Source organism: Gordonia desulfuricans NBRC 100010 (genome assembly GCF_001485495.1).
Taxonomy (GTDB): domain Bacteria; phylum Actinomycetota; class Actinomycetes; order Mycobacteriales; family Mycobacteriaceae; genus Gordonia; species Gordonia desulfuricans.
Map to the genome: position 1 here is coordinate 1 of NZ_BCNF01000168.1, position 13558 is coordinate 13558.

7 protein-coding genes are annotated in these 13558 nt (G+C 68.3%); all 7 read right to left on the minus strand.

Going from position 1 to position 13558, the window contains the following annotated elements; all coding sequences use genetic code 11:
- Positions 1 to 93: 93 nt before the first annotated feature.
- The gene (locus GD1_RS22375) at positions 94 to 1644 is read right to left on the minus strand and encodes an acyl-CoA carboxylase subunit beta (protein ID WP_059039680.1); all 1551 of its coding nucleotides are present in this window, start codon (positions 1642 to 1644) and stop codon (positions 94 to 96) included.
- Positions 1645 to 1678: 34 nt separating this feature from the next.
- On the minus strand, positions 1679 to 6976 hold the full coding sequence (pks13, locus tag GD1_RS22380) for a polyketide synthase Pks13 (RefSeq protein ID WP_059039675.1): 5298 nt from the start codon (positions 6974 to 6976) through the stop codon (positions 1679 to 1681).
- 94 nt (positions 6977 to 7070) lie between these two features.
- Positions 7071 to 8975 (minus strand): long-chain-fatty-acid--AMP ligase FadD32, encoded by a 1905-nt coding sequence (fadD32, locus tag GD1_RS22385; protein WP_020791898.1) that lies wholly within the window; start codon positions 8973 to 8975, stop codon positions 7071 to 7073.
- A gap of 319 nt (positions 8976 to 9294) precedes the next feature.
- Complete coding sequence (locus GD1_RS22390) at positions 9295 to 10305, minus strand: LLM class F420-dependent oxidoreductase (protein WP_059039677.1); 1011 nt, start codon at positions 10303 to 10305, stop codon at positions 9295 to 9297.
- Positions 10306 to 10488: 183 nt separating this feature from the next.
- Positions 10489 to 11487 (minus strand): cutinase family protein, encoded by a 999-nt coding sequence (locus GD1_RS22395; protein ID WP_053776676.1) that lies wholly within the window; start codon positions 11485 to 11487, stop codon positions 10489 to 10491.
- A 16-nt stretch (positions 11488 to 11503) separates the two neighbouring features.
- Positions 11504 to 12157: a DUF732 domain-containing protein gene (locus tag GD1_RS22400; protein ID WP_307190366.1), complete on the minus strand. Its 654-nt coding sequence runs from the start codon at positions 12155 to 12157 to the stop codon at positions 11504 to 11506.
- Between the two features lie 98 nt (positions 12158 to 12255).
- The coding region (locus GD1_RS22405; RefSeq protein WP_059039679.1) for an alpha/beta hydrolase-fold protein at positions 12256 to 13558 on the minus strand (1303 nt) is incomplete at its 5' end.

Here is a 13558-nt window from a genome sequence, read left to right on the forward strand (position 1 = left end):
AACCACCAAGCGGTACAACCCGTTGTGAAGACCACCGAGCGGCGCAACCCACTACGAAGACCGCCCAGTGGTGCAATCGGTTACGAAGGCCGATCAGATGGGCATCAGGTAGTGCTTGCGCGGGGTGCGCAGCACGTTCTTGTCCTGCAACTGTGCCAAGGCCTTCCGCAACTGCAGGCGGGTGTCGGCGGGCTCGATCACCGCGTCGATGTAGCCCCGCTCGGCGGCCAGGTACGGCGTCGCCATCATGACGTTGTAGAAGTCGATGAAGTCGCGACGGATCTTGTCGGCGTCGGCGGCCGACATGCCCTCGGTCTGTCTGCGGGTCAGCACCGCTGCGGCCGACTCGGCGCCCATCACCGCGATCTTGGCGGTCGGCCAGGCGAAGTTGATGTCGGCGCCGAGCTGCTTACAGCCCATCACCGCGTATGCGCCGCCGTAGGCCTTGCGCAACACCACGGTCACCTTGGGGACGTCGGCCTCGACGTAGGCGAACAGGAACTTGCCCGAACGCCGGATGGTGCCCTTCTGCTCCTCGGCCAGGCCCGGCAGGATTCCGGGGGTGTCGACCAGGAACACCAGCGGGATGTTGAAGGCATTGCAGATGCGGACGAAACGTGTCGCCTTCTCCGACGAATCGGTGTCGAGCACCCCCGACATCACGTTCGGCTGGTTGGCCACCACACCCACCGACTTGCCGTCGACGCGCGCGTAACCGGTGATCAGGTTGGGCGCGAACAGCTCTCCCACCTCGAGGAAGTGTCCGTCGTCGAACAACCTGAGGATGATGTCGTGCATGTCGTAGCCGGCATTGTCGTTGTCCGGCATGAAGTCGTTGAGCGACAGGTCGCTCTCGGTGACCTCGGGCTCCAGACCCGGATTGATCACCGGCGGCTTCTCGTAGCAGCTCGACGGCATGAACTGCAGGTACTCGCGCACCCACTCGAATGCCGCTGCCTCGTCGTCGGCCACGTGATGGATGTTGCCCCAGCGTGCCTGGTTGTGGGCACTGCCGAGGTCCTCGGCCGAGATGTCCTCACCGTTGACCTGCTTGAGCACATCCGGGCCGGTGACGAACATGTACGACTGGTCCCTCACGCCGACGAGGATGTCGGTGTTCGCCGGGGTGTACACCGCACCGCCGGCACACTTGCCGAGGATCACCGAGATCTGCGGCGCCAGACCCGACAACAGGTCGTTGCGGCGGCCCATCTCGGCATACCAGGCCAGCGAGGTCACCGCGTCCTGGATGCGGGCACCGGCCGAGTCGTTGATACCGACCATCGGGCAGCCGATCTTGCCCGCCCACTCCATCAGCGCAGAGACCTTGCGGCCGAACATCTCTCCGACGCTGCCGCCGAGCACGGTCTGGTCGTGGGAGAACGCCGCGACCGGACGCCCGTGCACCAGACCGTGACCGGTCACCACACCGTCGCCGTAGCCGGTCTCCGCGGCACCCGGCATCTTGGCCAGCGCACCGGTCTCGATGAAGGTGCCCGGGTCGAACAGCATCGCCAATCGTTCACGTGGGGAACAGATCCCCTTTGCAGCACGCTTGGCAATCGCCTTCTCCCCACCGGGTTCCCTGGCCAGTTCGAGCTTCTGGCGCAGATCGGCGAGCTTGGCGGCGGTCGTATCGGTCACGGTCGGTCTCTTTTCGGTTCGGAAACAGGTGCGATCAGCGGGCGTCCGGTCGGATACGACCGACACGCTCGGTGAGATCGGCACCGATCTTCGCGATGTAGGGCTCGTCGACGATCGACAGGTGATCGCCACCGATGTGGATGATCTCCAGGTCGTCGACCACCTCGCCCCATCGCCCGTCCTCGTCGATCTCGGCCCACTGGGGTTCGAGTTCGATCGCGCCGGCATGCATCTTGTCGGCACGGTAGAGCACCACCTTGCCGTCATACGGCTCCGGCGAGATGTTGCTCAACACACGGTTCTCGATGAACGAGGTGCGCTGGTGTTCGATGATGCCGCCGGGGATCTTGGTCCCCGACATCGACATCATCTCCATGATGATCGCGAACTGCCCCTCGTCGTCGGCGTCGACGAGACGATCCATCGGGATCGGGATGTCGGCGTCGAGATCGTAGTTGCGGATCGCGAATTCCTTCCAGCGTTCGAGGCGGGCACGCTTGGTGTCCGGGGTCTCGGTCATGTCCTCACGCGGACGGACCACGTCGATCAGACCGACGAAGGCGACGTTCTCGCCCTGCTCGCGCAGCACCTGGGCGACGCCGTAGGCCAGCGCACCGCCGAACGACCATCCCACCAGGACGTACGGCCCGTTCGGCTGTACCTCACGCAGACGCGGGAGGTACTCGCGCACACGCTCTTCGATCGTTCCCTCGACACCGCGGTCGAAGCCGATCACCGGCTGGTCGGCGGGCAGCCGCTTCAGCAGCGCCTCGTAGGCGGCGGTGTTGCCGCCGGCCGGATGGAACAGCAGGATCGGCACCGGGTCACCGGCGGCCGGGTCGTAGGACTTCTTGCCCTCCGGCGACAACCGCAGGTACCGCAGGAAGCCGTCGGTGTCGGCGGACGCATCGAGGAAGTCGCGAACGTAGTTCGACATCTCCTCGATGGTCTCGGCGTCCAGGATGTCCTCGACGTCGATCTCGCCGCCGGTGCGCTCGTTGAGCTTGTCGGTGAGCGCCTGCGCCGCATCCTCTTCGAGCACCGGCAGCTTGTTGAAGATGCCGCCCGGCGAGCGCTTGGTGACCATCGCGTACACACCGAAGGTCAGACGCTCGGCCGCATCGCGCGGCGGGACATCCGATCCGGCCGCCTCGGCGACGGCCCGCTGATCGGTGATGTCGGTGGTCGGGGCTGCCGCAACCGGCGTCGGGGCCGGTTGCGCCACAGCCGGTTCGGGCTCTGCGGCGGTATCCGGCTCCACGGCCTCCGGGGTCGGCGCGAGGGCCGGCTCGACCGCCGGTTCAGCCGCGGCGGTCTCCGATCCCGCAGCCCGCTTGGCGTTCTGCTCGTCGATGTAGGCGTTGAGCGCCGCGGTGTCGAGTTCTCCTCCACCGGCGACGTTCTGGGTCAGCGAGTCCAGCTCGTCACGGTGGGTGACGGCGTACTCGACGAACTTGGTGACGTCGTCGAGGTTCGCCTGACGCATCGCCTGCAGCTGTAGCTGCGGGATGTCGAACTCGAACTCGACGCGGTTCTTGATCCGCACGGCCATCAGCGAATCCAGGCCCAGCTCGATCAGTGCGATCTCGCGCGGCAGGTCCTGCGGGTCGTAACCCATCGCCTCGCCGACGATGATCGCGAGCCGGTCACCCACCGTCTCACCGGATTCGGGGTTCCACTTGGCGCCGATGTCGTCGACGACCTCGTCCTCGACGACCACCTTGTCGTCGGCGAAGACCGCGGCACCGGACGGCTCCGCGGCAGACGCCGACTCGACGGCCGCGGGTGCCGTGGTGGCCGCGGCATCCGGGTCACCGGTGACGACGGCCTCGAACAGCAACCGGAAGTTCTTGTCCTGCTTGACGTGCACCGTGACCGACGCACCGCCCGGGTGCGGGCTGAGCGTGGTGGTCAGGGTTCCCTCGGCGGGGAACTCACCGTGGGCGACGGCCGCACCGACCGCGGCACCGGAGAGCACCTGCGCCGCGGCGGCCCGGACGAGCTCACGCGGATCGGTGACCGCAGCCGCGGCCACCTCCCAGGCGTGCCGGCCGTCGGGCAGCGCGACATGCGCTCCGGGCACCGATCCGGCGCCACCACCGGAACTGATCCGGGCCTTGAGCCAGTAGGGCTTCCGGTCGAAACGGGTCCGCGGGATCGCGGCGAACCCACCGGCACCGAACAGCGATGCGACGTCCACCGGATGTCCGTGCACGTACAGCTTCATCAGCGCGTTGACCAGGCCGTGGCTCTCGTCCTCCTTGCGCTTGAGCGTCTCGACGAGTTCCGCGTCGTGCAGGCCCGCGGTGAAGGTCACCGCGGCCACCGAGATCAGCACCGCCGGATTGGGCGAGAGCTCGATGAAGGTGCGGTGTCCGTTCTCCACCGTCTTGGCGACGGCCTGGGAGAACCACACACTGTGCCGCAGACCCTTGAGGAAGTACTCGACGGTGTGCACCGGTGCGGCGTGCGGACGGTAGTAGGCCTCGCGGTCGACCGAGCTGTAGATGCCGAAATCCAGTGGCAGCGGCTCGATCCCGGTGAGCTCGTAGGCGAGCTCACCCAGGATCGGTTCCACCTGCGAGGTGTGGCTGGCGCCCTTGGTCTGCAGTTTGCGACCGAGCTTGCCCTCGGCCTCGGCGCGCGCGACGATCGCGTCGACCTGCGGCTCCGGCCCACCGATGACGGTGTGGGTGGGAGCGGCGTAGACGCAGATCTCCAGATCGGGGTAGTCGGCGAGCACATCGGTGATGTCGGTGGCGCTGTACTCGACCAGCGCCATCAGCCGGATGTCGTCGCCGGTCAGGGTGGCCTCGCCCTCGGCCATCAGCCGGGACCGCTGGCAGATCACGCGGGTCGCGTCCGCCAGGGACAGACCGCCGGAGATGTAGGCCGCCGACGCCTCACCCATCGAATGCGGAACCAGCACACCGGGTCGTGCGCCGAAGTGCCGCAGCGTGTCGGCGAGGGCCACCTGGATCGTGTAGATACCCACCTGGCTGGTCTCGATGCCGTAGGTCTGTTCGTCGTCGAGGAACATCGCGGCGATCGAGTAGCCGAGCTCGTTCTCCACCAGTGCATCGACGCGGTCGACGTACTTCGCGAACACCGGGTTCTCGGTGTAGAGCTGCTTGGCCATCTTGCGGTGCTGGGAACCGAAGCCCGACAGCAGCCACACCGCCGACGCCGCATCCGGCGAATCACACGAGTACACGGCCGGATTGGCCTTGCCCTCGGCGACGGCCCGGACACCGGCGATCGCATCGTCGTGGGTGCGGGCCATCACCACGGCGCGCGAACGGCCGTGGTTGCGGTGCGACAGTGCCCGGCCGATGTCGGCGAGCGGGGTGGCCCGGCCCGCCGGCGACTCCAGCCAGTCGGCCAGATCCGCGGCGGTCTTCCGGCGGCGCGACGGCAGGAATCCCGAGATCACCAGCGGCACAACCGCTCCGTCGACCGCAGCCGGGGCGAACCCGGCGGCCGGATCGGTCTCGGCGACGGCGGCAGGCGCCTGCGTCCGGGTGGCCTGCGCGGCGAGGATCGCCCGCTCGGCCTCGGTGAGGAAGTCCTCGTCGTCGGCGTCGGCGTCGTCGACGACCGCAGACTCCGTGACGGCCGGAACATCTTCGGCCGCAACGGTTTCGGCGAGATCGGACGGCAGCACCTCACGCACGATGACGTGCGCGTTGGTCCCGCCGAACCCGAAGCCGGAGACACCGGCGATGGCGTGCCCGGAGTACCGCGGCCATTCGCTGGGCTCGGCGGTCACCTTGAGTCCGGTGGCGTCGAACTGGATGTAGGGGTTGGGTCCCGAGTAGTTCAGCGACGCCGGGATGGTGTCGTGCTGCAGCGAGAGCAGCACCTTGGCCAGCGCACCGGCGCCGGCCGCGGACTCCATGTGCCCGAAGTTGGTCTTGGCCGAACCCAGCAGGGCCGGGGCACCCACCACGCGACCACGACCGACCACCCGGCCGAGCGCGTCGGCCTCGATCGGGTCACCGAGGATGGTGCCGGTACCGTGCGCCTCGATGTAGTCGACCTGTCGCGGATCGAGGGCGGCGTCGGCGTAGGCCGCGCGCAGCACCTCCACTTGGGCCTCCGGGTTGGGCGCGAAGATGCCGTTGGAGCGGCCGTCGGAGTTGACCGCCGACCCGGCGACCACCGCGAGCACGGTGTCGCCGTCGCGACGGGCGTCCGACAGACGCTTCAGGACGAACATGCCGCCGCCCTCCGAGCGCACCATGCCGTCGGCATCGGCGGAGAAGGCCTTGATGTGGCCGTCCTTGGCGACGGCACCGATGGTGTCGAAGCCCACCGTGGCGGCCGGGGTGAGGATCAGGTTGACGCCACCGGCGAGGGCGACCTCGGACTCCCCCGACCGCAGGCTGCGCACCGCCTGGTGCACGGCGACCAGCGACGACGAGCAGGCGGTGTCGATGGCGACCGACGGGCCGTGGAAGTCGAAGAAGTACGAGACACGGTTGGCGATGATCGAGGTCGCGGTACCGGTCAGGGCGTAGGCGGCGGTCTCGTCGGAACCCTCGCCGAGGCCGAGTGCGGCCATCAGCTGGTAGTCGTTGGTGGACGTGCCGACGAAGACGCCGACCTGTCCGCCCTTGAGGTCGCTGGCCGGGATGCGGGCGTGCTCGAGCGCCTCCCAGGTCAGCTCCATCGCCAGCCGCTGCTGCGGGTCGACCATCTCGACCTCGCGCGGGCTCATCTGGAAGAAGTCGGCGTCGAATCCCTTGACGTCGTCGAGGTAGCCGCCGCGCAGGTTGCGCTTGGCCAGCACCTCGGCCATCTGCGGGTCGGAGCGGAACTCGGCCCACCGGTCGTCGGGCAGTTCGGAGATGCCGTCGCGGCCCTCGACGAGCGCCTCCCACGTCGACTCCGGGGTGTGCCCGGCCTTCGGGAAGCGGGTGGAGAAGCCGACGATCGCGATGTCATCGGCGGCGTCGCGCTCGCGCTCCCAGAAGCGGTCGGCGTCGGCGTCGAGACCCTCGTCGGGATCTCCCTCGACGATCCGCTTCGCCAGCATGGCGATGGTCGGATGGTTGTAGGCGACCGTCGCGGTGAGGATGACACCGGTCTTGTCCTCGACGTCGGCGGCCAGGGCCACCGCGTCGCGGGAGGACAGACCGAGCTCTTCCATCGGGCGGTCGTCGGAGATCTGATCGGCGGGCACACCGGTGGCCGCGGACACCCAGTCGCGCAGCCAGTCCTGCAGTTCGGGAACGGTCAGACCGCCGGCGGTCTCCCCGTCGGCTGCGTGGTTCGCAATGCTGGCGCCCGGATCGACACCTTCTGGCTGTTCGCTATTCAGTTCAGACATCGCTTCCAGACTAATTGGCGCAGGGCCCACGATGTCGCGGGCCCTGCGGATGGGTGAAGCTCTCGTCCGTAGATCGAGCGCACGGACCGGTGCGTTACTCGCCGCTGTCGGGGAACGCGGTCTGCTTGTAGCCGCCCCGCAGGCTGCCGTCGATGTAGGCGGCCTTGGTGGCACGGCGGGCGATCTTGCCGCTGGAGGTGCGCGGGATGGACCCGGCCGGGACCAGCAGGATGTCGCGGGCCATCACGCCGTGGCGTTGGGCGATCGACGCACGGACGGTGTCGGCGATCTCCTGCGGGTCGGTCTTCTTGCCCGGACCGCGCTCGGCCACGATCACCAGCTGCTCGGATGCGTCGTCGGCGTCGAAGGTCAGGCCGCTGGTGGACTGCTCGAAGACCTCGGGCGGCAGCTGGTTGGTCGGCACGGCGAAGGCGGCGACGAAGCCCGGACGCAGGGCGGTGCTGGCCTCCTGCGCGCTGAACTCGATGTCCTGCGGGTAGTGGTTGCGACCGTCGACGATCACCAGGTCCTTGACGCGGCCGGTGATGTAGAGCTCCCCGTCGAACCACACGCCGTAGTCGCCGGTGCGCATCCACCGGGCGTCGGCCGGGGCACCGGCGGTGTGGCTGCCCGCGGGCAGGACCTTGCTGATGGTGTTCTGGAAGGTGTCCTTGGTCTCTTCGGGCTTGTTCCAGTAGCCGGCGCCGATGTTGAGCCCGTGCAGCCAGATCTCGCCGACATGGCCGTCGGGGCGTTCCTCGCCGGTCTCGGCGTCGACGATCGCGGCCCACTGGCTCAGCGCGACCTGACCACACGCCACCTGGGCGACGGCATTGGCCGCGTCGGCGTCGACGACCACCATGCGCCCGGCGTTGAGCTCCTCGCGGTCGACGTAGACGATCTTGGCCTCGTTGTCGCGCTGGGTCGCCGAGACGAACAGCGTCGCCTCGGCCATGCCGTAGCACGGCTTGATGGCGGTCTTCGGCAGGCCGTACGGCTCGAAGGCCTCGTTGAACTTCTTCATCGAGCTGACGGTGACCGGCTCGGACCCGTTGATCAGGCCGATCACGTTCGACAGGTCGAGGCTCTCGCCCGGCTTCGGCAGGCCGCGCGCGGCGGCGTGCTCATAGGCGAAGTTCGGCGCGGCGGCGTAGGTGGGGGCGTTGTCGTCGTCGGCGGCGAGCTCACGGATCCACCGGCCCGGGCGACGCACGAACGCCTGCGGACTCATGATGGTGATGTACTTGCCGCCCAGCGCGGGCAGGATCACCGTCAGCAGACCCATGTCGTGGAACATCGGCAGCCAGGTGACGCCGCGCGCGTTGCGGTCGATCTCGATGCAGTCGTAGATCTGCAGGCAGTTCGCGGCGACCGCCTGATAGGTGATCTCCACACCGGCCGGGACGCGGGTCGACCCGGAGGTGTACTGCAGGTAGGCGACGGTGTCGCGGTTGTGGTCCTTGCCGGCGACCGGCGCCACCCAGCTCGACCCCACCGAATCCGGCACGGCGTCGACGGCGATGACGCGCGGACGCTGCTTGGCCGGACGGTCGGAGAAGAAGTCGCGCACGGCCTCGGCGGACTTCGTGGAGGTGAGGATCGCGGTGGGTTCGCAGTCGGCGAGGACCGCGGTGAGCCGGTCGGTGTGGCCGGGCTCGTCGGGGCTGAACAGCGGCACCGCGACATTGCTCGCGTAGAGCGCGGCGAAGAAGCCGATCACGTACTCGAGCGACTGCGGGGCGAGGATCGCCACCCGGTCGCCCGGTTTGGTGACCTGCTGCAGCCGGGCCGCGACGGCGCGCAGGCGCTTGCCGAACTGCGCCCAGGTCAGGTCCTGACGTTCACCGTCGCGTTCGCGGCTGTAGTCGATGAACCGATAGGCGAGCGTGTCGGCCTGTTCACGCACGTTGCGCTCGACATAGTCGACCAGCGTCGCATCCTCGTTGAAGTGGAGCTGGCCGTTCTCGTCGAGGAACTGCTCAAATTCAGTGTTCAGCATTCATAACTCCTGTGCCCCCGCATGGACCACCGGACCGGGGCGCGTCATCCGCGCCACGCGATGCTTCCCCCGTTGCACCACGTCGACCGACCCTGCGCGGCCGGTCTCGGCCGGCGGGCGAGCGGTCGGCTCGGCACCCACTCCGTGCTACCGCGTGACACGGTAGCGCAGTCCTGTTTACCCATTCGAATCGGACGTGATCGTTGTCTCTTACTCGTTGTCTCATGGTCGGCGGGCTGCGGAACGATCACTTCCCGCAGCCGCCTACGCCTATCCCGTCAGCGTCTCTTGGCAGTTCTCCCCAGACCAAACCGACATCCTACTCCCCCTTGAGGAGCTGGATGATCGGCGCGAATGCGTCCATCTGGGTGGGGAACACGCCGACATAGGACATCGACGTGCGGCGCCGCACCTCCCGGATCTGGTCGGCGATCTGCTCGAACGCCCCGATCGCGATATACGGCGAATTCAGCACGTCATCGACGGTGAACTCGGTGTCGCGCTCGATGTTCGGCGGATATCCCTGGTCGAGGGCCTTCAGCGCCATCTCGGCGGTCGCGGTGCGGTCGTCGGTGATGACGATGACGGCGATGGTCCAGTTGAGTTCGATCTCACCGAATCGGTCGCCGGCCGCCTCACGGATACGGTCGACCCGCGCCGCGGTCTTCTCGATGGTCATGTCCGACAGCTTCATCTTGCCGTCGGGGGTGGTGCCGGGCGCCACGGAGATGATGTCGGCGTGCTTGGCGGCCAGGGCCAGCATCTTGGGGCCGCCACCGCCGACGGCGATCGGCGGGCGCGGGCCCTGCCGCGGCCGCGGGCTGCCCTCGAGGCCGGAGATCTGGTAGAACTCGCCGTCGAAGTCGACGGTCTCCCCGCGCATCAGACGGTCGAGGATGGTCAGCGACTCGTCGAGGCGGCGGATTCGGGTGCCGGGCGACTCGAACTCGATGCCGGCCTTGTCGAACTCTTCCTTCATCCAGCCCGCGCCGATCCCCAGCTCCAGACGTCCCTTGGACAGGACGTCGATGGTGTTGGCCTCCTTGGCCAGGATCGCGGGGTGACGTAAGCCGTTGGCGAGCACCGAGGTGCCCAGCCGGATGGTGCTGGTGGCCTGGGACAGCGCGCCGAGCGCGGCCATCGGTCCGACCTGGTTGCCGAGGTGATCGGGCACCGCGAAGGTGTCGTATCCGTACTCCTCGGCGGTCTGGGCGAGCTTGACGAACTTGCGGGCGCCGCCCTCGTCCTTGTTGCCCTCACCGCCGGCGCCGAACCGGAACTTACGCAGCCCGGTCGACTCGTCCGGCCGTTCGGCCTCGACCTGCGTCATCGATGTCTCCTCGTTCGGTCTATCCGTTGCCGTCATGGCGTCGGTGTCGCAGCCTCCGCGGGTTCCCCCGAAAGGGCGACATCCGCGGACCAGCAGCCCACGTTAGTGCAGCATGCGGGCCTGACCAAACGGTTCGTGATCGTGATCAGCGAGTTCCCACCAAGTCGACAGCCGGCGTGGAGCTCAGTTGTGGGCCGGACGCGGCGCCTCGTCGATCACGCCGGTGGCCCAGCCGTACATCCACTGGGTCGCCGAGGAGCCGTTCAGCGACCAGTACTTCTTGGTCGCATACATCGCGTGGACCGGATTGTTGATCGCCCCCATCAACTGGTTGACCGCACCCAGCGGGTTGGTGACCGTCGGCGCGTCGCAGATGAGATCGCCTGGCGCACAGATGGTCACGACCTGATCCTGCAGGCTACCGAAGCCGCCGGTGCGGGGGCCGGTCATGGTGATGCCCGGGACCAGACTGCCCATGCCGCCCAGCGACACCTCGGCACCGACCCCCGGCGGGTTCGGTCCGATGTGGCGGCCCTCGGCGGGCATGCGGCGGCCGTCGGCGATCAGTCCGACGCCGCGCACGAGGTCGGCCTCACCTTCCGGGAGCACGCCGCGACCGTTACCGATCGCACTCGCCAGGTCACCCGCGATCACCGCGCCCTGGGAGAAACCGAGGATCAGGTAGGTGGTCAGCGGACACTTCTCGTGGGTGGCGATGATCTTGCCCGCGGCCCGCTTGTAGCCCTGGGTGCGGGAGTCGTTGTAGTCGGTCTGGTGGTCGCCGAGATTGGTCGGATTCCGGAACTCGGCGACGTAGGGCACCGTGTACACCTCGGTGCGCGACGACGGGTACTCGTTGCTCAGCGCCTTGGAGACCCGCAGCAGCAGCGACGCCGGTTTGGACGTCGGGTTCAGCGGGTCGTCGTCGGCGGTGGACTCCCATGTGCCGGGCACGACCAGGGTCAGCATGTCCGGACACGACGCCGGTTGCGCCTCCGGCCGCGTGGTGGGGGTCGAGGTGCCCGGCGGTCGTCCGCCCGGCTGCTCCGGCGGTCCGGTGAACAGGCCCTTGACCCAGATCAGGATCAGGACCAGGGCGATCACCGCGATCAGTGCGATGAACGAGATGAACAGGGCCAGGCCGCGCCGGCGGCGGCGCGGCGCTTTACGTCGGGCGTTCACAGATCGGATCCGTGCCTCAGCAGTAGTTCTGCTCGGCGGCCTTGATCACCTTGTCGGCCTTGGCGTTGGCCTCCTGGGTGCTGTTGGTGCCGGGCGACACCAGCGCGGTGACATAGCCCTTCACCGTGACCGGATCGGTGTTCTTCTTCTCGGCGCTGCAGACGTAGTTCGCCAGGGTCAGGGCGACGCTGTTGTCGGTGTCGCCGAGCAGCGTGACCTTCTGGTCGCGCAACGCCTGCAGGTACTTGCGGTCCTTGTCGGTGAGCGTCTGCCCCTGCGGTGCGGCGAAACCGCCGTCGGCGGCGGTGGACCGGGTGGTGGTCACCGCGGACGGTGCCGTGGCCGGCAGGCTCGAACCGGCGCTCGGGGCGGCGGACTGCGAGGCACTGTCCGAGCCCGCGGGTGCCACCGGACTCGCCGCGGCCGACGCACTCGGCGACGACGAATAGACCGAGGTGGTGGTCACCGGGGCACTGGTGATCGGGGCGGTCGCCGTCGAATCGTCGGCACATGCCGCGACCGAACCGACCGCACACATCGCACCGGCCAGCAGCAGCCCCAGCCGCAGGTACTTCGTCATCATCACTTCCTCGCTCAACCGCCCGGCGATTCCGAGATCGCCCGACGCCGGGGTCTCCCCGACCGCCAGCGCAAGGCTACCCGCCGCCACCGACCGTCTTCCGCACCCCGAGCACCTCACCTGCGAAAACCCTGCGAACTCTCACGGTGATCTCAGGGGAGCCACACCTGGCGCCCACACTCGCGGCCTCAGCGGGTGATCTGCGCCCCGCCGCGCGGGGTCCAGTTGATCCGCCCGTGCGCGAAGGTCTGGAACGCACCCTTGTCGCGCCAGGGCTGCTCGTCGCTGGTGGGCAGGCCGAGCTTGCCGCCGGGGCCACCCTGACCGGCGTAGGCACCGCCGATCGCACCGGTGACCACCTTGGGACCCTTCGGGCCGGTGATGATGCGGCCGTTGGCGAAGTCCTGGGCCTTGCCGCCGGTGACGCCGTACTCGGGGGTGAGGCAGGCGCCGAGCTTGGCGCGGTCGGCGACCTTCTTGAACGCCGCGCTGACCCTGCAGGCCACCTTGTCGCCGGACAGGCCGAGGGCGGCGGCCGCCTGCGGCCAGGCCTGCTGCATCTCGAACTCCCAGTACGGCCAGGTGTGGGTACCCGACGGCCGGTAGACGGCCTGCCCCGGGACGCCGAGTTCGTTGAGCTTGATCGCGAACTGCTGGGAGGTGACGCGGCTGAGCAGCTCGAGGCCCACGCCGGAGTAGTTGGTGGCGAGCATCGGGATGTCCGACGGGCTGTCGTGCGGCCCGACCATGCCGTTGCCGGAGGAGATGTAGAGACTCGTGCCGCGCAGCTTGTCGGCCAGCAGGTACGGGTCGTGTTCCTTCCAGGCCGGGTCGCTGGGCGGACCGAACATCTTCATCGCGTCGTAGCCGCCGCCGTCACGCAGGGCGAACTGGATGGCCTGCGGCATGCCGTAGGAGGTCATCTGCAGGATGCCCGAGAACGACGCGGCGAACTTGTAGAAGCCGGGGTTGCGGGCGGCGAGCATCATCGCCGCCGAACCGCCCATGGACAGTCCCTCGATGCCGCGGACGTCGGTGGAACGCCAGTCGCCCTGGATGATCGGCGGCAGTTCGCGGATCAGGAAGGTCTCCCACTGGTAGTTCTTCCCGCGGTCGGGTTCCTTCCAGTCGGTGTAGAAGCTCGACTCCCCGCCGATCGGCAGGATGACGTTGACGTTCTTGTCCTTGTAGAAGTCGACGATGTCGGTGTTGATCACCCAGCCGCTCTGGTCGTCCTGCGCACGCAGACCGTCGAGCATCGTCAGCTGCGGGAACTTCGCCTGCGGGTTGGCCCACCAGTCCCGGGCCAGCAGCAGCTGCACCTGGATCTCGGTGTTCATCGACGGGGAGAACACCCACAGCGCCACGCGGCGGTCGGTGTACCAGAAGACCTTGGTGACGCGGGCCGGTTGTGCCGGGGCGGCGGCCGGGGTCGCGGGGGTGGCGGCGGGGCTCGCCGGTGCTGCCGGGTTCGGGGCAGGTGCGGCCGGC